This is a genomic window from Rhizobium sp. NPDC092011 (assembly GCF_044756305.1).
Taxonomy (GTDB): domain Bacteria; phylum Pseudomonadota; class Alphaproteobacteria; order Rhizobiales; family Rhizobiaceae; genus Rhizobium.
This window is the reverse complement of the sequence record NZ_JBIVSO010000005.1, coordinates 305,050-326,043: the sequence shown is the minus strand read 5'-3', so window position 1 is coordinate 326,043 and position 20,994 is coordinate 305,050. Positions and strand designations below refer to the sequence as shown.

Sequence of the window (20,994 nt, the reverse complement as noted above, 5' to 3'; positions counted from 1 at the left end):
TTTCAATCCCGCAAAACGCGCCGGTCGACAAGCACGTAGCTCAAGTCGGCAATGAGGTTGATGGCGATCGTGGTTAGGGCGAGGACCACGCACAATCCTTGGATCAAAGGATAGTCGCGAAAGTTCACGGCCTGAATCAACAAGGAGCCTAAGCCTGGCAACGCAAAAACCGACTCGATAACAACGGCGCCACTGATGAGCCAGCTTATGTTCACTGCAAGAACCGTCAGCGTTGGGATCAGGGCATTGCGCAGCGCATGTTTGCCAAAAATGCGCCAGGACGGCAGCCCGCGCGCTCGGGCGACCTCGATATGGTCGGTTGCCATGACTTCCAGCATAGACGCCCTCAAGGTCCGGATCAGAACAGGTCCAAGGAAGAGTGCAATTGTCAGCCCCGGGAGGATCATATGGATAAGGTGGTCAACAAAACCATTTCCAAATCCCGATATAGGCAACAGCTGTAGCTTAATGCCCAGACCCAACATCAGAAGGAGCCCAACCCAGAAGTGCGGCATGGCGAAACCGACCATGCACAGGGCGCGAACGACTTGGTCAAAGAGTCGATTTGGTCTAGCCGCCGCCAGTACTGCCACAGGAAACGCGATCATTATTGAAAAGACCGATCCGACTGCCAGCAGCATTAGAGTCGGGGTAATCCTCTCTCCAACCAGTGTTGCCACTGGTTGGTTCTGAACGATACTTTGCCCGAGATCGCCAACCGCAACCTTTCCGACGAAGCTCGCATATTGCGAGAGGACAGGCCGGTCCAATCCAAGCTTGGCATGGATTTCGGCGACTTGTGCGTCGGTGACACGATCGCGCATCATGATGCGAACCGGGTCACCGGGAACAAATTTGATCGCGACGAAACTGAAGAGCGTGACGGCAATCAGCACCGGCAAAGCCGCGATCAAACGGATAAGAATGTAGCGCAGGTAAATCATGAGCGCCCCTCCGTTTCAGGTGGCCACGTCAGATCAATTGGCAAGCCAGACGGTCTTCAACCACCACCAGCCGATTGCGATGTTCCGCCAATCCTGCACGTTGGCCTTATAGCCGTTGACAAAGGGAACGAAATTCAGCGGTACATTATAGCCGTCATGATAAACGACGTCCTGGATCTGGGCGTAGAGAGCTGCCCGCTTCGTATCGTCGCGCTCGGCGCGTGCCTGATCGAGAAGTTTCACGACCTCGTCATTCTTGTACCAGGAGAACCAGGCATTGGTGGAGCCATGGTAGTCTGCCTGCATCGTTGCCAGTTCGTCGCTGTCGTTAATATCGCTGGTAATCAGCCCGACGCGTGCCTGATAGTCACCCTTGTGCAGCTTTGCACTGGCGGTCGCGCCCTCGTACTGGACGATGTTTACCTTCAGGCCGATTTTCGTCCATGCTGCTTGCAGGATTGTCGCGGTCTGACGTGCCGCAGAATTACCCGAGCTGACGATCAGCTCGATCGGGGTGCCGTCGTAATTTGCTTCCTTGACGAGATCTTCTGCCTGCTTGAGATCGTATGGGATCCGGTCGACCTTTGACGACCAAAAGTTCACCTTCGGCGTGAAGGAATTGGGTATTTCACCATAGCCAAAATAGACCGCCTTCATGATCGCATCATGATTGGTGGCATAGTTGAGGGCCAGACGAATTCGCTTATCATCAAGCGGCTTTTTGGCATGGTTCAGATAGACAAAGTCGAGCGCATAGGTAGGCGCAACTTCCAGCACCAGCCCATCGGTTGCCTTAACGGCAGATGCCTGGCTGAGCGGTATTTGCTCGGCAACGTCAAGATCCCCCTTCTGCAGCCCGAGTACGCGGGAATTGCCGTCCGGCATGTATTTCATGACAACCTTGTCGATATAAGGCAACGGCTTCCCGTCGGCGCCCTTACCCCAATAATGCGGATTGGCTGCCAATTGGACATCGCTACCGCGACGGTAGCTCTCAACGGTGAACGGCCCGGTGCACACGGGTGCCGTTGCGAAAGCCTCCGGGCCGGCCTCATAGGCTGCTTTTTCGACGATGGATGTCGCAAAGAGCGAAAGCGCAGAGAGGATCGGCGAGTACGGCTGTTTCAGCTCAATTTTGACATGGGCGTCATCGACCTTGGTGATCGATTTTACCGGCTCGAGCGCAAAGCCGAAGGAAGACGTCGGATCCATCTGCTTCGTCAGCGAAAACACCACATCGTCGGCCGTAAGCGGTTTGCCGTCACTGAACACCACGCCTTCTCTCAGCGTGAACACATAGGTGAGACCATCGGCAGAAATATTCCATGACGACGCCAGACCCGGCTCCAGTCCGGTCCCGTCCTTGTCGGCGAGGATCAGTGGTTCGCACACCTGCGCAATCGCGAATACCGAGCCGTTATCCGTCGGCTTGAACGGATCGAAACTCAGCGGCTCTTCCGGGCGGCCCATCGTCAAAGTGCCACCTCGTCGCGGCTCGGCACCAAATGCCGGGTTAATGGCCGGCAGGATTGCGAGGATCGTGGCCAGGGCCGTAGCGGCCCCATAAGTTTTGTGCTTCATATTCGTTCCCTTTTCACTTTTGCATCTACGTGCAGTTGCTTAGTCGTCATGCACAGCTTCATGGCTGCGCGTTGCGGGCAATTCGCTCGCAATCAGTTTCCCACTCCAGTCTTCCGCGGTAACTTCATTCCCAAGGCATGAGCCTGGGCGGACCCTTCATGAGATAATTTTGACGTTCTTGTTCCGGTACGAGCGAGCCGCCGGTTGTCCATACAATATGCGTTGCATCAGCAAGGCTTCGTCCTTGAAGAAAGGACCGCCCTTCCTCACTCGTCGTCAGCGCCAGGGGCCCGGCAAAGGCAGCGGCCGCCGAAGGCTCAACATCAATCCCTTCTGTTTGCGACGCTTTGGCAAGAAGCCAATAGAGCTGCTCGTCGTGAACGGTGTAGATGCCCGACAGCCGAGATTGCATCAACGGCGCCACAAGCATCGAGGCTTGCGCCACTGCGAGCCCATCCGCCTCTGTTTTGTTGTCGAGGCCAACATCGTAAACGGAAGTGACAGTATCTCCTGAAAGAAGCTGAACGAGCATGCACGGCGACGCTACCGGCTCGGCAAAAAAGCAATGGGCGTTCGGGCCAAAAAGTCGTTTCAGCCCATAAGTGATACCGCCCGGAGCGCCCCCTACGCCGCATGGAATGTAAACACAGAGCGGATGATCGGCGTCGACGACGATCCCTTCGTCGCAAAGCTGGCTCTGAAGTTCAATCGCTGCCGCAGCGTAGCCAGCAAACAGATCCATCGACCTCTCGTCATCCACGAAATGCGCATAGGGATCTGCCTCTGCCAGTTGCCGTCCGCTCTCCACAGCCAGCGCGTAGTCGCCGGAGTGCTCGATCACCTGAACGCCGGACGACCGTAGGCGTTCCTTCTTCCACGCTTTCGCATCACTCGACATATGCACGACGGCCTTAAAGCCAAGTACCGCGGACATCAAACCGATGCTGAGGCCGAGATTGCCAGTGCTGCCGGTTACGATAGAATACTGCGAAAACAGGCCCCGCGCATCGCGTCCCGCCAGCGAGATCAGGCTGTTGTCCGCGTTCAGAATGCCGTTTTCTCGCGCCAACCGCTCTGCAAAGACGATGACTTCGTGGAAGCCGCCGCGCGCCTTGATCGAACCAGCGACCGGCAGCATATGGTCCGCCTTCACCAGCCAGCGACCTGCATTCGGCGCCCATCCAATGGATTCCGGAAACTTCGTTATCGGTATCAACGGCGAGCGGAGAGGGTTACTGCTTTGGCGCACCTGCGGAAAGAGCTCGCACAGTAATTCTCGTGCCGCCAACATTCGCTCTTCCGCGGCCGCAACGGCATCGGTCAGCGGATCGTCGGTTGACAGCCTTTGTGCATCGTTAATCCAGAACAGCGGCTTCCTCGTGCGAAGCTGATCGAACCTGTCTGGGACATGCGAAGCATCCATCATCTTCAACCGTAATTCCCTGAATGATCTGTCGGCGAATTAATGTCCCCTTTTTGACGCCGCAGATCGAATTATCATTACTTTCCTCTGGTATTAGCTAGACTAATAGATATGTTTGGAATACCGGGCGCGGAAGCGGCAACTGTGATGCTCATCGAAGCATCTGCAACCTTCGTTGGTGGATTTGATGAGAAAACTGGACGCTAGCTTGGTTGCAGATTTGTGGGTGTTCCGCGTGGCGGCGGAAACGAGCAATTTCAGTCGCGCCGGCGAAGCGCTTGCAATCACCCAAAGCGCAGTGACTCAACGCATTCAGCGGTTGGAGGCCCGTCTTGGCATCAAGCTGTTCGAACGGGAGCGCGGCGGCCTCAAGGTGACGCATACGGGAAATCTTCTCCTGCGCGCCAGCAGATCGGGCTTTGACACTATCGAGACTTGCCTCGTTCAGATTGCCAAGGCCTCCTCCCGCCCAAGTCTCAGCATAAACTGCACGCCCTCATTGACACTCGATTGGCTGACGACGCGGCTTGCGGAATTTACCAGCGAGCGTCCGGATATCGACGTTCGGATTTTTGTTGAAATGCGGCAACTGGACACCCCGCGAATGATCTCCGAGGACATCGATGTGGTTGTCCGCTACGGCCCTTCGCCAATGCCAGGCGCAAACGTCATCTTCGATCATCCTGAGAAGATCTTCCCTGTGTCGTCTCCAGAGCTGAAATCCGCAATAGAGCAACGTCAGCTGGGTGAACTGGTTCTTCTTCACGATGCCACACCTTGGGCGAACACGTCCGAACAGACGGTCGAGTGGTCCCTATGGCTGAGCGAGTATGGCCAACTTTGGGATCTGCCAACACGGGACCGCTTCTTCAACATGGCGCATCTGGCCTATCAATCGGCCATGAAGGGAGAGGGCGTCGCGCTGGGACGCTCCTTGCTGGTCAAGTCGCATATCGCTGCCGGCCGGCTTGTCGCCCTATCAGAAAACCAGCCACTCGACATCATGAAGTACTTTGTCTCGACGCAGACGGAGACGCCCCCGGCGCACGTGCGCGAATTTACGAGCTGGCTTCACGACAGAATGATGGACGATGAATGATTTTTGATATTAGGCGACCTAATACTGTCTAGCACCTAAGATAATTGGACGAGCAGAACCTCCCACGTTAGCAACTTTGCCAACGGTCTTGGGGTCGTGAACTACGTGGCAGGGCTCAGACTGTCTGTGCGCCGGCGTGGCACTTCCCATTCGGAGGAAGCATGTCACAGAAAACAGTTGGCATCATTGGCGGACTAGGCCCAATGGCGACAGTCACGTTTATGAATTCCATTTTGAAATTCACCCCGGCTGATAGCGATCGCGATCATCTTCATATGATCGTCGATTGCAATCCAAAAGTTCCCGACATCAATGCCTCTGTTCTCAACACCGGACCGAGCGCCGTGGCCGGGCTTGTGGAGGGAGCAAGGCGCCTCGAAGGGGCCGGGGCAGACTTCATCGTCATGGTTTGCAATGCGGCGCATCAATACGAGGCAGAGCTGCGGCGGTCGATTGCCATTCCGTTCGTCAGCATGATCGACGAAACCATGGTGAAGATCTCGTCTGAGTTCCCCGGGTTCGAGAATGTTGGCCTTCTGGCGACGAATGGCTGTCTGCAGTCGGAACTCTACCAGAAACAGCTTGCCGGTCGCGGCCTAAAGCCCGTGTTGCAGAAGGCCGACGAACTTGAGCGATTGATGCGAGTTCTCGCTCGAATCCGCGGCGGCAACTTGGGTGAGGAACAACGCACCGACATCCTCGCTCTGATCGACGCCCTGGTGGCTCGCGGAGCTCAGACAGTCATTCTCGGCTGCACTGAAATTGCACTGGTCGATCCAGCGTCGGGAAGCGCAGCCCCGCTGATCGACCCCAGCGTCACATTGGCAGAAGCGACCGTTGAACTAGCACTCATTGAAAATTAGGAGACAGACGATGCGGATCATGGTGACTGGCGCTTGTGGATTTCTTGGCGCAAAATTGATCAAAGAAATCCTGGATCGCGGCAGCCTGGTTGGCTCCGAAGGAAACTCAGTACCAATATCGCAGATCCTTGCGACCGATATTCTGCCTCAGGTTGCTGGATTGCCCGAGGACAACAGGATCGTCTATCGATCCGGCGACCTTGCAAATCCCGAGTTTGTTGGATCGCTGTTTTCGGAGCCGTCACAAAGCATTTTCCACCTTGCATCCCTGGTCAGCGGCGGCGCCGAACAGGATTTCGATGCTGGCATGAAGGCCAATCTAGCCGGTACAATGCATATTCTGGACGCGGCGAGACGAACTGGCATTCGTCCTCGGCTCGTGTTTACCAGTTCGATAGCGGCGTATGGCGGTGATCTTCCGAACTTGATCTCGGATGAGCAGCAGCTGACGCCCGAAAGCTCCTATGGCATTCAAAAGGCGATTGGTGAGCTTCTCGTGAATGACTACACGCGTAAGGGTTTTATCAACGGCCGCTCCTTGCGTCTTCCGATCATCGCCGTACGCCCAGGAAGCGCTAATTCAGCGGCCTCGTCGTGGGCAAGCGCTATCGTACGCGAGCCATTGAATGGTGTTGCATATGCATGTGCTGTCGCTCCTGAAGATCGCGGCTTTTTGCTGTCACCTCGAAAAGCAATTGATGGATTGATCCTGGGCCACAATAGCCCTGATCACGTGTGGGGTCGCGACCGCTCCGTCATGATGTCTGGTTTGAGCTGTACGGCAGGTGAACTGGTTGAGGCGCTTGGACGCGTAGCTGGTGCGTCGGTAGCACAACTTGTGAGCTGGCACCCTGATTCCTTCGTTCGTAGGATTATTACCAGCTGGCCGACACGGTTCTCGTTGCAAAAGGCAACTCGTATCGGATTGAGCGCCGATGGCTCGATCGACAGTATAGTCTCGCAATATATTGAGGACTATCGAGACAACAGGGCTGGGACGATGTCGCAGAGTTGAGTATCTGGACGAACGCAGTTGCTTCCAGGAAGAGGCACAGACAATTGCCGCCTGATTGCGTATAGGGTGATCTGAAGATACCTCAACGCAATCCGCTCATGCTCAGACCGACCAAGACCCAGATAGACGCCGAGATGGTCGATCGTGCCGCCGCGCTCTTCGCCCGGCACGATTTCGCCAATACTTCGCTGGAGTAGATCGCCTATGCGGTTGGTTACTCCAAGGCTGGGCTGCCGACACATCTCCTGAACACGCAGGCGATCTAAAATTCCATGTTCAGTGATGTGCATGAGCATCTCGGTTTCCGCCATTGACAGCCCTCATCCAGACGTCGAGAACGACCCGCTGGCGTTTCTCTAAGAGCTTCGGCCAGAATACCTGATTGGACGGCCCAGTCTCGTCGTCTCATTGATCTTCAATTAGAAGGTTACCTGATCGCGTAGCCTTCGTTAAAGGTGTTCTGCGGAACTTGTTCAGAATTTGCATGACTCCACGAGAAACTATTGGCGCATATGATATCCCTTGGGGAGGTGTCGGGTTTACGCTCCGATGAGCCACCAGAAGGAAGAATTTGAAATGCCCACTCGCCAGTGGAGGCCGGTCCGCCAGACTTACGCCATTAGCGTGGGTGAACCCATATTAGCGTCATACGAAGTAGCGGCATCAAAGTTACGTCGTCTCAACGGGCCTGCAAAGCATCAAATTTAACTCCTCAATTCGCCGGTGACGTTTTGTCCCCTCGTTAAGGCGCTTACGCAAATCGACTCGAATCCGTTCCAAAACATGAGTCTGGATTCAATCGATTTTCCTGGAAATGTCATTGTTATTATAATCGATTCAATGGTTTGCCATCTGCCGGAACGCAGTTATGAGGTAGCTGGAGGAGATCAGAAGGCTCGTTGGCAATGCCGTCGAGCGTCCGCAAAGTTTTCCTGCAATTCATTAGCAAACGGGCTCGCCCAGCGACGCCGTGAAACTTTCGCCACCTTTAGGGAGTGAATGCACATGACAGTCAAGGTTGCCATCAACGGTTTCGGACGTATCGGCCGCAACGTTCTTCGCGCCATCGTCGAATCCGGCCGTACCGACATCGAAGTCGTCGCCATCAACGACCTCGGCCCGGTCGAGACCAATGCTCACCTGCTGCGTTACGATTCCATCCACGGCAGGTTCCCCGCCGAAGTGAAGGTCGAAGGCGACTCGATCATCGTCGGCGGCGGCAAGCCGATCAAGGTCACGGCGATCAAGGACCCGGCAACCCTGCCGCACCGCGATCTCGGCGTCGACATCGCCATGGAATGCACGGGCATCTTCACCGCCCGCGACAAGGCTGCCGCTCACCTGACGGCCGGCGCCAAGCGCGTCATTGTTTCGGCTCCTGCCGACGGTGCCGACCTGACCGTGGTTTTCGGCGTCAACCATGACCAGCTCACCAAGGAACACCTGGTGATCTCCAACGCATCCTGCACCACGAACTGCCTGGTGCCGGTGGTCAAGGTTCTCGACGACGCCGTCGGCATCGATCACGGCTTCATGACCACAATCCACTCCTACACCGGCGACCAGCCGACGCTGGACACCATGCACAAGGACCTGTACCGCGCTCGCGCCGCAGCCCTGTCCATGATCCCGACGTCGACGGGTGCCGCAAAGGCTGTTGGTCTCGTCCTGCCGCACCTCAAGGGCAAGCTCGACGGAACGTCGATCCGCGTTCCCACGCCAAACGTCTCGGTCGTCGATTTCAAGTTCGTGGCCAAGAAGGCAACGACGGTCGGCGAAATCAACGAAGCCATCAAGGCTGCAGCGAACGGCAAGCTGAAGGGCATCCTCGGCTACACCGACGAGCCGCTGGTTTCCCGCGACTTCAACCATGACAGCCACTCGTCGATCTTCGCGACCGACCAGACCAAGGTCATGGAAGGCAATTTCGTGCGTATCCTCACCTGGTACGACAACGAATGGGGCTTCTCCAGCCGTATGTCCGACACGGCCGTTGCCTTCGCAAAGCTGATCTGATCATGGCCTTCCGCCCGCTCCTTCCGACGACAGTCCGCTGGCGTCCCCTGGAAGGAGACGGGCTGGAGCACCTGACGATTACCCCAATCGACAATGCCGGCGGTGCGGCCATTCGCGCCGCCGGCATTATTATTGGTGCACGCGGCGGCACGCCCTATGGCGTCTCCTACCGCATCGATTGCGCAGCCAATTGGGCCGTCCTCTCCTTTTCCGTCGAAGCCACGGATGGGCGCCGCATTGCGCTTACCTCGGATGGCAGTGGCCGCTGGCGTACCGAAAGCGGCCGTGCCTTGCCGCAATTCGACGGCTGCATCGATATCGACCTCTATGGTTCGCCCTTCACCAACAGCTTGCCGATCCGCCGGCTCGAACCAGCGCCGCAGGACGGCACGGCGAAACTATCCATGCTCTATATCCCGTTCGACAGTTTCGAACCCGTGCGCGACCGGCAAAACTACACCTGCATCGCACCGGAAGCGCTTTATCGCTATGCGGCGGAAGATCGGGACTTTACCGTCGATCTGCCCGTCGACGCGGACGGTCTCGTGATCGACTATCCGATCTATTTCAGGCGCGCCGAGCTTTGATCGGCGACAGATGCAGATCCCGGCATCGCCTTAAAAACATTTCGAAACTTTTCCTCCCCTGCCCTGCTATGGTCCAGATTTACCTATAAATTTCGGGCTGAAAGTCTCCCAGGGCATTTCAAGCCGCTTTGTCGTTCTGGCAAGGCGCATCACACCATGACGTTGCAATCGCTGGAGCGGGTTTCAACTGAGAACCCTCCCCGAGCGATATGGTATTTGCCAATCCGCGCGATACGACGGCATGATGGGTGGCGGAGGGATTTTGGACATTCCGGGCTTTGGCCCAAGCAGCGGCGCACGGAAGAGGGAAAAGAGAGTGGAGGCATTTTACATTATCGTGCTGATCAGCACGGTGCTGATTCTCATAGCGGCTTTTTCCAGCCTCATCGCATTCCGTTTCGGTGCACCCCTGCTGCTGCTTTTCCTGATGATCGGCCTTGCCGCAGGAACTGACGGGCTGGGCATCGAATTCTCCAACAATTATCTCGCTTATATCCTCGGGTCGCTGGCACTCGCGATCATCCTCTTCGATTCCGGCTACGGCACGCCGATCCAGGCCTTCAAGCTTGCCGCCGCACCGGCGCTGACCATCGCCTCGGTCGGTGTTCTCGTAACGGCGGCTCTGTTCGGTCTTGCGGCCTCCTGGCTGCTCGGTTTCACCTGGCTCCAGGGCCTGCTGCTCGGTTCCATCGTCGCCTCCACCGATGCGGCGGCCGTCTTCTTCCTGCTGCGCATCGGCGGCATCAATATCCGTGACAAGGTGCGCTCGACGCTGGAGGTCGAATCCGGCACCAACGACCCGATGGCCATTTTCCTGACGTTGGCGTTGGTCGAGCTTCTGGCCAGCGGCGAAGGCTATGGCGGCATCAACCTTGCCATGCTGGCGACCTTCGTTCAGCAGATGGGCCTCGGCGTCATTCTGGGCCTTATCGGCGGTATGATGATCGTCCTCATCGTCAGCCGCCTGGAAACCGATCGCGGCCTGACGCCGATCTTCGTGCTGGCGCTAGCGCTTCTCGTCTTCTCGTTTACCGGCGCCGTCGGCGGCAGCGGCTTCCTGGCCGTCTATGTCGCCGGCATCTATGCCGGCAATCGCAAGATGCCAGCCTCCGCCTCGATCAAGCGCTTTCAGGACGGCATGACCTGGCTTGCGCAGATCATCATGTTCCTTGTGCTCGGCCTGCTCGCGACGCCATCGCAGTTTCCCGCCATCGCCATTCCCGCCGTGGCGCTCGCGCTGTTCCTGATCTTCGTCGCACGACCGATCGCCGTCTGGCTCTGCCTGCTGCCTTTCGACTACACACAGCGCGAGACCGGCTTCGTCGCCTGGGTCGGTCTGCGCGGCGCCGTGTCCATCCTGCTCGCCATCATGCCGATCCTCGGCGGCCTTGAGGCCGGCCACATCTATTTCAACGTTGCCTTCATCGTCGTGCTGGTGTCGCTGCTTGTACAGGGATGGACGATCAAACCGATGGCGCGACGTCTCGGCCTCATCGTGCCGCCGCGCATGGGCGCGATCGACAAGGTGGAGGTCGACCTGCCAGGCACCGTCAATCACGAGCTGCTCACCTACCGCGTCGTCAAGGACAGCCCGGTGCTGCGCGGCGAGCGCATTCCGCGTTGGGCCATGCCCTCGCTCGTCGTCCGCGACGGCAAGTCCATGCGCTATCAATATGCCGGCCGCCTGCGCGAGAACGACGTCGTCTATCTGTTCGTTTCGCCCAATTATTCGCGTCTGCTCGACCGCCTCTTCGCCAGCCGTGCGCCGGTCGATCCGGATGACGCGGAATTCTTCGGCGCCTTCTCCATTTCGCCGCTGCGGCCCGCCGCAGATCTCGATGCCGCCTACGGGCCTGGGCTGCTGAGCGAACAGGAAAAAGGCCTCACCATCGCCGAACTGATGCGCCATCGCCTGGGCGGCAAGGCCGATTATGCGGATCGTATTCGCCTGGGCGAAATCATCCTCATCGTCCGCGATCTCGACGAGAACGACCACATCCAGTCGGTCGGCATGTCGCTGGAGGCAGTCGAACCGCCTGTCCTCCTGCCGATCTTCGTCAATTTCCACGATATTTTTAAGAGCATCCGTGCCTATCTGCAAAAGCGTCGGGAACGCCCGGCGGAAGCCATTTCAAACGATTCAAATGCAGGTAAAAACGACAGCTGAATGTCCTTGCGTCTCCGATCATCCGTAGTATGGTCTGCGCGCTTCACGCCACCAACAACACTGGATCCTCCCCATGGCCGCCTTCAAAACCCTTGACAATCTCAACGACATCACCGGCAAGCGCGTGCTCGTACGCGTCGACCTCAACGTGCCGGTCAAGGATGGCAAAGTCACCGATACGACCCGTATCGAGCGCGTCGCGCCGACGATTCTCGAATTGTCGCAGAAGGGTGCCAAGGTCATCCTGCTCGCCCATTTCGGCCGCCCGAAGGATGGCCCCTCACCGGACCTCTCGCTCGGCCTGATCGTACCGGCCGTCGAAGAAGTTCTGGACCATGCCGTTCTCTTCGCCTCCGACTGCATCGGCGTGTCGGCAGCCGACGCCGTTGCCAAGATGAGCAATGGCGACATCCTGCTGCTTGAGAACACCCGCTTCCACAAGAACGAAGAGAAGAACGAAGCAGACTTCACCAAGGCGCTCGCCGCCAATGGCGACATCTACGTCAACGACGCCTTCTCCGCTGCACATCGCGCCCATTCCTCGACCGAGGGGCTCGCCCAGTTGCTGCCGGCCTATGCAGGCCGCACCATGCAGGCTGAGCTCGAAGCGCTCGAGAAGGGCCTCGGCAATCCGGTGCGCCCGGTCGTCGCAATCGTCGGCGGCGCCAAGGTTTCCACCAAGATCGATCTTCTAATGAACCTCGTGAAGAAGGTCGACGCGCTTGTCATCGGTGGCGGTATGGCCAACACCTTCCTCGCCGCCCGTGGCACCAATGTCGGCAAGTCGCTCTGCGAGCACGATCTCGCCGACACCGCCAAGCAGATCATGATCGAAGCAGCCGCCTCCGGCTGCGCGATCGTGCTGCCTGAAGACGGCGTCATCGCACGCGAATTCAAGGCCGGCGCCGACAACGAAGTCGTTGCCATCGAAGCCATCCCGGCCGATGCCATGGTACTCGATGTCGGCCCGAAGTCGATTGAAGCGATCAACAGCTGGATTGGCCGCGCCACGACGCTCGTCTGGAACGGCCCGCTCGGCGCCTTCGAAATCGCCCCCTTCGATGCCGCAACGGTCGCGGTTGCCAAATATGCAGCCGAATGCACCAAGTCTGGCAAGCTGACGTCGGTCGCTGGCGGCGGCGACACCGTTTCGGCGCTGAATCACGCCGGCGTCACCGACGATTTCACCTATGTCTCGACGGCGGGCGGCGCCTTCCTCGAATGGATGGAAGGCAAGGTCCTTCCGGGCGTCGCCGTTCTGCACGGCAAATAATCGAACTGCCTTGTCATGAACAACGAAAGCCGCGAAAGCTAAACCTTTCGCGGTTTTTTTGCTTTCAGCTAATAGACGTCCAGCAGCCCGACATCCATGACAGGGCAAGACAATAAAATGATGGCTTGATGCGGCATCGGAAAGCAATCATGTCAAACAGATGTCACGAAAGCGCGGCACTAGCTTGTCCCGCCTATTATAGAGGGGCTTAATTGAGGGGTTGCCGCATGTTTGCCTGGCGCAGTCTTGTTGCTGTTCTTGCCGTGGTGATGGTTTTTCAAGTAGCTGCTGCGCGCGCCCAGCAGCTACAGCCGGCCAACCCTGTCTTTTCCCCAACCGGACCGGATGCGGAGGCCTATGGTCAGAAACTCGGCTATCCCACAGGCCCGTCGCTAAGCCCACCAATGGGCAAGCAGCAAAACATGATCGGCAACTTCAGTCACGCCGATCAACTGGCGCCGACGCACACGGTCGCTCCAGCCGAACGCCCGTTGCCGCTGCTGCGCGCTGCGGCCGAGATCTCGGTCAAGTTCGCATTCGGCAAGGAAACGGCCTCGTTGGCGAAGTATCTCGACACCAATCCCACAACGGGATTGCTGATCGCACGTAACGACACGATCCTGTTCGAACACTATCAATACGGCCGTACCGATCGGGACCGCCTTGTCTCGCAATCCATGGCAAAAACCTTGACCGGCATGCTGATCGGCATTGCCATTTCCGAAGGCGCCATCCACTCCGTCGACGATACCGTGCAGAGCTATGTGCCGGAGTTGAAGGGTACCGAGATGGGCAGCACGCCGATACGCGCATTGTTGCATATGGCCTCCGGTATCGCCTTCACCGAAAATTTCGGTAATCCCGACGACAACGTTCGGCTCAGCAACTCATTGCTCGGTCCGGAAAGGCTGGACCCCATCACGGCCGTCTCGCGTTTCAACAAGCGGGTGGCACCTCCCGACACCGTCTGGCACTACAGCAATCTCGATACCGAAGGGCTGAGCCTGGTCCTGACACACGCCACCCACATGACGATGTCGGATTACCTGCAATCCCGGATATGGCAGCCGATGGGCGCGGAAGCGAGCGCCAACTGGCAGGTCGACAGCACGGGCCAGGAAGTCGGCTATTGCTGTTTCAGCGCGACACTTCGCGATTACGCCCGCTTTGGTCTATTGCTCGCCCATGACGGTGCGCTGAACGGCCGTCAGATCATACCGCGCCAATGGCTGCTGGATGCGACGCAGCCGGTCCAGCAGGGCTCGTTCCTCGCCGTAAATCACGAGACCAACCCGTGGGGCTACGGCTATCAAACCTGGCTGATGCCCGGCCCGCGCCGAACGTTCTTTCTCGACGGTCGGGCAGGTCAGCGCATCATCGTCGATCCGACGACACATCTGGTCCTGGTCCATACGGCGGTGCGCGCCAAACCGGCCGATGCAGGCAGCGCCGAACTGGTCGAGTTATGGTCCAGCCTGCTGAAACAGTTCCAGGGCAATTGACGCGGCCCTTGCCCATGCGCGGAAAGCCGCACCCGCACGATGCATGCAATGCATAAATCCGGGGCCGGACCGCTCGTGAACTTGTCATGGACACAAGTTCTCTCCTTCAGCCATCGTCCGTCAGCGGTTATATCCTCCCGATCCTATAGATGCATCGGGAGCCGCCAATGAACACCGTCGCCTATGTCACCGTCGACGTCTTCACCTCGGAGCGCTTCGCCGGCAATCCGCTGGCCGTCATTCTGGATGCCCGCGGGCTGAGCAGCGGCGCAATGCAGAAGATCGCAGCCGAATTCGGCTATTCGGAAACGACCTTCGTGCTGCCGCCTGACAACCCCGACCATACTGCACGAGTCCGTATCTTTACGCCGACCGCCGAGATCCCTTTTGCCGGTCACCCCAATGTCGGCACCGCTTTCGTCCTCGGCCAGCAATCGGAAATATTCGGGAAGTCGGCCGATGATCGGCTGACCTTCGAAGAAGATGCCGGCCTGGTGGAAGTGACGATGCTGCGCGATGCTTCCGGCGTCACAGGCGCGCGGATCCGTGCGCCTGCAAAGCTCACGACCGGCGAGACCATCGCCGAAGATCTGATCGCGCGTTGCGTACAGATCGATCCGCAGTCGATCCTGCGCACCGCCCACGCACCGACATTCGCATCCGTCGGTCTGCCTTTTGCCTTTGCGGAGCTGGGCAGTCTCGCAACGCTCGGCAAGGCGCAGCCGAACGCCGCCGTGTTCACCGAGGCCGCGGCACGACACAAGGAAGACAAGACCGGCTTTTCGCTGTTTCTCTATGTACGCTCGGCGGAAAACCCGTGGCATATCCGCGCCCGCATGTTTGCCCCGCTCGACAACGTCACCGAGGATCCTGCGACCGGTAGCGCTTCCGCAGCGCTCGGCGCTTACCTTACCTCACTGCTGCCAGCACCGGACGCCGAAGTGAACATCACAATCGAGCAGGGCGTGGAGATGGGAAGACGCAGCGTGATCGGCGTCGAGATCAGCAAAACCGTCGGCATGGTAAACGAAGTCTTTCTGACCGGCAGCAGCGTCCACGTCATGCGCGGAGAGATCTTGCTCTGAAGCAGAGGACCGGACCCGTCAAGGGGTCTAAATGTGGGCCAAAACGCCCTAAAACGTCTCGTTGATGATCAGAGCGATCGTCCAGACGCCAAAAGCGATGATGGCGATCTTCCAGAAATCGGCCCGGCGCCGGAGCCCCGGCAGCCCCAAGGGCTTGATGAGCTGCACCGCCATGGCGAGCAACAGCAGCACCGCGATGGCTTTTGTCACGTTATCTTCCCCGTTTGCGCAAGAGTGAGAGCAGCCGCGACCAAAAACCGCTGCACAGTTTTCGCGATCATGCTCTAATCGTCATAGGACGGACATTTTTCCGCGCCAACAGACTGTTTCTACAGGCCGATAGCGGCAATCCGGGACACAATCAATAGTGAAATCAGGCAGGTGGGATCCTGCCTTATCGGTTCCTTAAGCGGATCCGCATGAAGGTGGGGAGCATGAAAAGAAATATTTTGCCCGTATTGGCCCTGCTGTTCGGAACGCTCTTCCTCTTTACGGGAAACGGCCTGCATAGCCTGTTGCTGCCGATGCGCGGCACGGCGGAAGGCTATGCGACAACGACGCTCGGCCTGCTCGGCACGACCTGGGCCACCGGCTTCGTTCTCGGCTGCCTGACCGCGCCGAAACTGGTCAGGCGCATCGGCCACGTCCGGGCCTTCTCGGGCTTCATTTCCGTCATCGCCATCATCGCGCTTTTGACCGGCATCGTCGTCGATGCGACCTGGTGGGTGGCGCTGCGCGCCGTCACCGGCTTCTGCACGGCCGGCACCTCGATGATCATCGAAAGCTGGCTCAACGAACGCGCGACCAACGAGAGCCGCGGCGCGATCTTCTCGCTCTACATCGGCATCACCCTCATCGGCGCCGTTGCGGGCCAGATGATGGTGCCCTTCGCCGATATTCACACCCCGATCCTCTTCATGTTCTGCGGCATCTGCTACTGTGTCGCCATGCTGCCGACCACCTTGTCGACGGCAGCCTCCCCCCAGCCGCTGAAAGCCGTCAGCCTCGATCTGAAGGCACTTTATCGGAATTCGCCGGTTGCCTCGCTCGGCATCCTGCTGGTGGGCATCGCCAACGGCGCCTACGGCACGCTTGGCGCCGTCTTCGGCGCCAATGCAGGCCTTTCCGGAGGCGACATCGCGCTGATGATGAGCCTGACCATCTTTGCCGGCGCCGTCATGCAGCTGCCGGCCGGCCGCCTTTCGGACCGCATCGATCGACGCTACGTACTGGCAGGCATGGCCGCCATCGCTGCTGTGGACGGGCTGCTGCTCTTCCTGTTGCAACCGGCCAGCCCGTATTTCCTCATCAGCATGGTGGTGATCTACGGCGCCTTCGCCAACACGCTCTACCCGATCGCCGTCGCCCACGCCAACGACTTCGCCGCGCCGGAGGATTTCGTCAAGGTTTCCGGCGGCCTGCTGCTGCTCTACGGCATCGGCACGATCATCGGCCCGACGATCGGCGGCCCGATCATGTCTGCGGTCGGTCCCTATTCGCTTTTCTTCCTGACCGCCCTCGCCCACGTGCTGATCACCACCTATTCGATCTTCCGCAGCCGCCGCCGCGCCGCCAAGCCCGCCGGCGACCGCGACTCGTACACGACCATGCCGTCGGCCAACGCTCAGATGATCACACCCGAGAGCATGACGCTTGCGCGAAGCGAGACTTCAAAAAAGGACGATACATCTGTAAATTACGGCACCTGATCCCTTTGCAGGAAAAGGAGAAGCCGAAATGAGCATTTTCGACGACGATCGTCCGCAGCAGCCATCGGCGCATGAGATCGGCAGCGACCTGTCGCTGTTGTCGGTCGACGAACTGAACAACCGCATAGCGCTGCTCAAAAGCGAAATTACCAGACTGGAAAAGGAAGTTGCCACCAAAGCATCCGGCCGCAAGGCGGCGGAAGGCCTCTTTCGTTTCTGAAGAGGCACGATCAACAAAACCTCGGGTGGCAAGCTCAAGATTGAGACATGCTCAACAGAATATTAAGCTTTACGACATATTACTATGATCATCCAGATTCGCTCTGGACTCAGACGGTTCCTTCACTTGGCGAATTGGTCTGATTTTTCTCCCTGTTTTACCTTGAGAGCCGCTTTTGCGGCTCTTCTTTTTTGCCATGTATCGTCTCCCGCGACGAAACTGTGGAGATTAACCCTTTCTTAAGAATCGTCTTGCGGATTTCAGTTAAAACCACCATCTTAAAGTCATAAAAGCGGATGCCGAAAGCTCTTAGGGACTTGACCGGCTTTTCCTGAACAAAAGTGTTGCGTGAAGCAGGGATTTATTCGATGTCGGAACTTGGGTTGAACACCATCAGCTTTGCTGGCCATGCGGCATCGTCGGCACAGTTCAGGGCGCTGTACTCGGAAGGCATGTCGCTGGTAGAGGAAACCGCCGGTTATCTGGACGGTCAGGGCCGTGCCGCTTCCAAGGTTCTGCCGCGCATGGCCTCCGTGCTCTACGCCGCTGAATCCATGCGGCTGACGACCCGCCTTATGCAGATGGCCTCCTGGCTGCTGCTGCAGCGCGCCGTCAACAACGGTGAAATGTCCCGCGATCAGGTGCTGGCGGAAAAGAACAAGGTTCGCCTCGACGGCTTCAACGTCGATCGCACCGCTCCCGGCTGGAACGATCTGCCGGAATCCTTCCGCGACCTCGTCGAGCGTTCGCTTCGTCTGCAGAACCGCGTCGCCCTGCTCGACCGCGAAATCTACCGCCCGACCGAGCCCGCAATCGTTCCGGACAACCAGAACAGCGTCAAGGCACAGCTCAGCCTCTTGCAGACAGCCTTCGGCAACAACTGAGCCGATCTGAGCATTATGACGAATTTCAACCGGCTGCGCCTCGCGCGGCCGGTTTTGTTTTGTTGCCGTGCCAGAGCCGAAATCGGCAGCCACCAGCACGCTTGACGAATTTCACAAAGCAGCTGTAAGAGTGTCCCCGCGCGTTCTCTCAACTTTCGAGAGCCGTGCCAGCCGATATCAACTGTGCCTGGAGGCCCCAATGCGCCGACTCACTTCTCACGAAAATCAAATCCGAAATTCTGAGAAGATGATGGAACATGCGCACTTTGAATTTGGGCATATTGGCCCACGTAGATGCAGGCAAAACTAGCCTCACGGAACGATTCCTTTTTGACATTGGCGTCATCGACAAGCTCGGCAGCGTCGATAGCGGCAATACCCAGACAGACAGTCTCGACCTGGAACGACAACGCGGCATCACGATTGCAGCCGCAGTGGTGTCGTTCACGATCGATGACCTCGTTGTCAATCTCATCGACACGCCCGGCCATCCCGACTTCATCGCCGAAGTCGAGCGTGTACTGCAATTGCTCGATGCGGCAATCGTCGTGGTCTCGGCCGTCGAAGGCGTACAGCCGCAAACCCGCGTGCTGGTCCGCGCCCTGCGGCAGCTCGGCGTCCCCTTCCTGTTCTTCATAAACAAGATCGACCGTCTGGGCGCTCGTTATGAGCAGGTCCTCGAGGAGATTGCGAGCCAACTGTCTGCGCGCCCGATCGCGATGTCGGCCGTCTACAATGCCGGCAGCAAGCTGGCCGAAGTCCAAGCTGCCAATATGGCGAAAGAGCCCTATCTCAGCGCTGTTTGCGAAGCACTTGCGGCCGGCGACGAAGGAGTCATGGACGACTACATTCTGGCGCCGGACCGGCTAACTCCACAAAGGCTCGAACACGCTCTTGCAGATCAGGTGGCGAGAGGCCTGATACATCCAGCCTTTGCCGGCGTGGCTATGAGCGGCGCAGGGGTCCCTGCCCTGATATCCGCCATGAGAACCCTATTGCCAAGCCGACGGCCGGATCCCGACGGGCCGGTCGGTGGTAGAATCTTCAAAATCGAACGGGGATGGGGTGGCGAAAAACTCGCCTACCTGTGCCTGACGTCAGGCACAATCTCGGTTCGCGACTATCTCGATCTGCCCAAGGGAGCCGCAAAGGTGAGCGCCATCCAGCTATTCACCGACGGCAGGGTCGAAAAGACCACACGGGCTGCCGCCGGACATATTGCTAAGATCAGCGGGTTGAGCGGCGCCCGCATCGGCGATGCGATCGGTGATGGAGGCTCGTCGCGCAGCCACCTGCATTTCTCGCCGCCGACGCTGGAAACGCGGGTGCGCCCGGTGCGCCCAGCCGACAATGCCGCGCTATGGCTGGCGCTCACGCAACTGGCGGATCAGGATCCGCTCATCAACCTGCGCACGAACGAGGGTGCGACGGAGATATTCGTCTCGCTCTATGGCGAAGTGCAAAAGGAAGTGATTCAGGCAACCTTGGCCAACGACTTCGGACTGGAGGCTCTTTTCGAGGAAAGCACGATCATCCATGCCGAACGCCCGATCGGGACCGGGAGCGCAGTCGAGATCATATTCAAGGAGCCGAACCCCTTTCTCGCGACCGTCGGCCTGCGTGTTACACCAGGGCCGCCGGGAGCCGGAAACAGTTTCGCATTCGAGGTCGATATGGGCCAGATGCCGGCCAGCTTCTATCGTGCGGTCGAGGAGGCCGTCTTCGAAACGTTGAAAGAGGGTATCTTCGGCTGGCAGGTCATCGATTGCCATGTTGCCATGACCGCAGCACGCCAGAGCTCTCCCGCAACCACGGCCGTCGATTTCCGCAGGCTGACGCCACTGGTATTGGCAGCGGCGCTCGCCTCGGCGCAGACAGCGGTATGCGAGCCGATCGATCGCTTCCAGCTCGAAGTGCCGACGACAGCGTTAACCGGAATACTCACACTGCTGGCGAAAACAGGCGCATCGACCACCGAGTCCGTCATTACGACCGGCATGGCACGGCTTGAGGGTACAGTTGCTTCAGCGTTGATCCAGGGCATTCAGAAGCAGCTTCCCGGGCTGACAAGCGGAGCCGGCGTGCTGGATCATTCTTTCGACCATTACGCCCGGATCGGAGGCCCGCCGCCGCTCCGTCAGCGCGCCGGCGCCAATCCGTTCCACCGCGCCGACTACCTGCAGCGGATACGCTGAGGCCGCTGCGACAAAACCTATGGGACGGCTTTGGTTCAAAGCCGTCCCATCCACAAACAGGTGGCAGGCTTCAGCCGAAGATCCCAGCCAATTGTCGCAACAAAAAAGCCCGGCAAAACCGGGCTTCTTTTCAAAACACCAGATCGCAGAGCGATTAGATGCCGAGACCGCCGAAGCGCTTGTTGAACTTCGAAACGCGGCCAGCGCGGTCGAGCATCTGCTGATTGCCGCCGGTCCAGGCCGGGTGGGACTTGCTGTCGATTTCGAGGTTCATGACAGCGCCTTCGGAACCCCAGGTCGAGCGGGTTTCGTATTCGGTGCCGTCGGTCATTACTACCTTGATGGTGTGGTAGTCGGGATGGATGTTCGCCTTCATAACAATCTTCCTGTCATGGCAGGGTCCATTTGTCGCAAGGCATTGCGGCAACCGA

Annotated in this window: 18 protein-coding genes; 13 read left to right on the top strand and 5 right to left on the bottom strand. The window is 58.4% G+C overall.

What is annotated here, in order from left to right; translation table 11 throughout:
- Positions 1-2: 2 nt before the first annotated feature.
- The 3 genes from ACIQJ2_RS22700 to ACIQJ2_RS22690 all read right to left on the bottom strand — a co-directional run bounded on the left by ACIQJ2_RS22700 (position 3) and on the right by ACIQJ2_RS22690 (position 3,951).
- The gene (locus tag ACIQJ2_RS22700; protein WP_400671814.1) at positions 3-944 is read right to left on the bottom strand and encodes an ABC transporter permease; all 942 of its coding nucleotides are present in this window, start codon (positions 942-944) and stop codon (positions 3-5) included.
- 33 nt (positions 945-977) lie between these two features.
- Positions 978-2,525, bottom strand: a complete 1,548-nt coding sequence (locus ACIQJ2_RS22695) for an ABC transporter substrate-binding protein (protein WP_400671816.1) — start codon at positions 2,523-2,525, stop codon at positions 978-980.
- A 124-nt stretch (positions 2,526-2,649) separates the two neighbouring features.
- Positions 2,650-3,951, bottom strand: coding sequence for a D-serine ammonia-lyase (locus ACIQJ2_RS22690; RefSeq protein ID WP_400671817.1), 1,302 nt, complete (start codon positions 3,949-3,951; stop codon positions 2,650-2,652).
- Between the two features lie 205 nt (positions 3,952-4,156).
- Between ACIQJ2_RS22690 and ACIQJ2_RS22685 the strand changes: the two genes are divergently transcribed.
- The 9 genes from ACIQJ2_RS22685 (at position 4,157) to ACIQJ2_RS22645 (ending at position 15,555) form a co-directional block, all read left to right on the top strand.
- Positions 4,157-5,047, top strand: coding sequence for a LysR substrate-binding domain-containing protein (locus ACIQJ2_RS22685; RefSeq protein WP_400671820.1), 891 nt, complete (start codon positions 4,157-4,159; stop codon positions 5,045-5,047).
- A 161-nt stretch (positions 5,048-5,208) separates the two neighbouring features.
- Positions 5,209-5,910, top strand: a complete 702-nt coding sequence (locus ACIQJ2_RS22680) for an aspartate/glutamate racemase family protein (protein WP_400671822.1) — start codon at positions 5,209-5,211, stop codon at positions 5,908-5,910.
- A 10-nt stretch (positions 5,911-5,920) separates the two neighbouring features.
- On the top strand, positions 5,921-6,925 hold the full coding sequence (gene denD, locus ACIQJ2_RS22675; protein ID WP_400671825.1) for a D-erythronate dehydrogenase: 1,005 nt from the start codon (positions 5,921-5,923) through the stop codon (positions 6,923-6,925).
- Positions 6,926-7,930: 1,005 nt separating this feature from the next.
- Entirely contained in the window at positions 7,931-8,941 is a 1,011-nt protein-coding gene (gene gap / locus ACIQJ2_RS22670) for a type I glyceraldehyde-3-phosphate dehydrogenase (RefSeq protein WP_400746595.1), read from the top strand.
- 2 nt (positions 8,942-8,943) lie between these two features.
- Entirely contained in the window at positions 8,944-9,528 is a 585-nt protein-coding gene (locus ACIQJ2_RS22665) for a putative glycolipid-binding domain-containing protein (protein WP_199148292.1), read from the top strand.
- A 316-nt stretch (positions 9,529-9,844) separates the two neighbouring features.
- A complete protein-coding gene (locus tag ACIQJ2_RS22660) occupies positions 9,845-11,695 on the top strand; it encodes a potassium/proton antiporter (protein ID WP_199148291.1) in 1,851 nt (616 codons plus the stop codon).
- A 73-nt stretch (positions 11,696-11,768) separates the two neighbouring features.
- Entirely contained in the window at positions 11,769-12,968 is a 1,200-nt protein-coding gene (locus tag ACIQJ2_RS22655; protein ID WP_400671830.1) for a phosphoglycerate kinase, read from the top strand.
- A 227-nt stretch (positions 12,969-13,195) separates the two neighbouring features.
- A complete protein-coding gene (locus ACIQJ2_RS22650; protein ID WP_400671832.1) occupies positions 13,196-14,470 on the top strand; it encodes a serine hydrolase domain-containing protein in 1,275 nt (424 codons plus the stop codon).
- Between the two features lie 167 nt (positions 14,471-14,637).
- Positions 14,638-15,555 (top strand): PhzF family phenazine biosynthesis protein, encoded by a 918-nt coding sequence (locus ACIQJ2_RS22645; RefSeq protein WP_400671835.1) that lies wholly within the window; start codon positions 14,638-14,640, stop codon positions 15,553-15,555.
- Positions 15,556-15,603: 48 nt separating this feature from the next.
- On the opposite strand, the gene ACIQJ2_RS22640 is transcribed toward ACIQJ2_RS22645, so the two are convergent.
- Positions 15,604-15,765 (bottom strand): hypothetical protein, encoded by a 162-nt coding sequence (locus ACIQJ2_RS22640; protein WP_199094960.1) that lies wholly within the window; start codon positions 15,763-15,765, stop codon positions 15,604-15,606.
- 224 nt (positions 15,766-15,989) lie between these two features.
- Here ACIQJ2_RS22640 and ACIQJ2_RS22635 point away from each other — a divergent pair, with 224 nt between their 5' ends.
- The 4 genes from ACIQJ2_RS22635 to ACIQJ2_RS22620 all read left to right on the top strand — a co-directional run bounded on the left by ACIQJ2_RS22635 (position 15,990) and on the right by ACIQJ2_RS22620 (position 20,563).
- On the top strand, positions 15,990-17,264 hold the full coding sequence (locus ACIQJ2_RS22635; RefSeq protein WP_199148287.1) for an MFS transporter: 1,275 nt from the start codon (positions 15,990-15,992) through the stop codon (positions 17,262-17,264).
- Positions 17,265-17,292: 28 nt separating this feature from the next.
- Positions 17,293-17,484 carry a DUF1192 domain-containing protein gene (locus ACIQJ2_RS22630; RefSeq protein ID WP_400671839.1) on the top strand — a complete coding sequence of 64 codons (192 nt, stop codon included), beginning with the start codon at positions 17,293-17,295 and terminating at the stop codon, positions 17,482-17,484.
- Positions 17,485-17,852: 368 nt separating this feature from the next.
- Positions 17,853-18,368, top strand: coding sequence for a DUF1465 family protein (locus ACIQJ2_RS22625; protein WP_184702660.1), 516 nt, complete (start codon positions 17,853-17,855; stop codon positions 18,366-18,368).
- A gap of 257 nt (positions 18,369-18,625) precedes the next feature.
- Positions 18,626-20,563 carry a GTP-binding protein gene (locus tag ACIQJ2_RS22620; protein ID WP_400671842.1) on the top strand — a complete coding sequence of 646 codons (1,938 nt, stop codon included), beginning with the start codon at positions 18,626-18,628 and terminating at the stop codon, positions 20,561-20,563.
- Positions 20,564-20,717: 154 nt separating this feature from the next.
- On the opposite strand, the gene rpmE is transcribed toward ACIQJ2_RS22620, so the two are convergent.
- Positions 20,718-20,939: a 50S ribosomal protein L31 gene (gene rpmE / locus ACIQJ2_RS22615; RefSeq protein WP_004117397.1), complete on the bottom strand. Its 222-nt coding sequence runs from the start codon at positions 20,937-20,939 to the stop codon at positions 20,718-20,720.
- Positions 20,940-20,994 lie beyond the last annotated feature (55 nt).

Excerpts from the sequence above, each read along its gene's own strand:
- ACIQJ2_RS22650 (WP_400671832.1), top strand. The coding sequence starts at position 13,196 with ATGTTTGCCTGGCGCAGTCTTGTTGCTGTTCTTGCCGTGGTGATGGTT.
- gap (WP_400746595.1), top strand. The coding sequence starts at position 7,931 with ATGACAGTCAAGGTTGCCATCAACGGTTTCGGACGTATCGGCCGCAAC.
- ACIQJ2_RS22620 (WP_400671842.1), top strand. The coding sequence starts at position 18,626 with ATGCGCACTTTGAATTTGGGCATATTGGCCCACGTAGATGCAGGCAAA.
- denD (WP_400671825.1), top strand. The coding sequence starts at position 5,921 with ATGCGGATCATGGTGACTGGCGCTTGTGGATTTCTTGGCGCAAAATTG.
- ACIQJ2_RS22625 (WP_184702660.1), top strand. The coding sequence starts at position 17,853 with ATGTCGGAACTTGGGTTGAACACCATCAGCTTTGCTGGCCATGCGGCA.
- ACIQJ2_RS22645 (WP_400671835.1), top strand. The coding sequence starts at position 14,638 with ATGAACACCGTCGCCTATGTCACCGTCGACGTCTTCACCTCGGAGCGC.
- ACIQJ2_RS22630 (WP_400671839.1), top strand. The coding sequence starts at position 17,293 with ATGAGCATTTTCGACGACGATCGTCCGCAGCAGCCATCGGCGCATGAG.
- ACIQJ2_RS22655 (WP_400671830.1), top strand. The coding sequence starts at position 11,769 with ATGGCCGCCTTCAAAACCCTTGACAATCTCAACGACATCACCGGCAAG.
- ACIQJ2_RS22635 (WP_199148287.1), top strand. The coding sequence starts at position 15,990 with ATGAAAAGAAATATTTTGCCCGTATTGGCCCTGCTGTTCGGAACGCTC.
- ACIQJ2_RS22700 (WP_400671814.1), bottom strand. The coding sequence starts at position 944 with ATGATTTACCTGCGCTACATTCTTATCCGTTTGATCGCGGCTTTGCCG.
- ACIQJ2_RS22695 (WP_400671816.1), bottom strand. The coding sequence starts at position 2,525 with ATGAAGCACAAAACTTATGGGGCCGCTACGGCCCTGGCCACGATCCTC.
- ACIQJ2_RS22665 (WP_199148292.1), top strand. The coding sequence starts at position 8,944 with ATGGCCTTCCGCCCGCTCCTTCCGACGACAGTCCGCTGGCGTCCCCTG.
- rpmE (WP_004117397.1), bottom strand. The coding sequence starts at position 20,939 with ATGAAGGCGAACATCCATCCCGACTACCACACCATCAAGGTAGTAATG.
- ACIQJ2_RS22690 (WP_400671817.1), bottom strand. The coding sequence starts at position 3,951 with ATGATGGATGCTTCGCATGTCCCAGACAGGTTCGATCAGCTTCGCACG.
- ACIQJ2_RS22680 (WP_400671822.1), top strand. The coding sequence starts at position 5,209 with ATGTCACAGAAAACAGTTGGCATCATTGGCGGACTAGGCCCAATGGCG.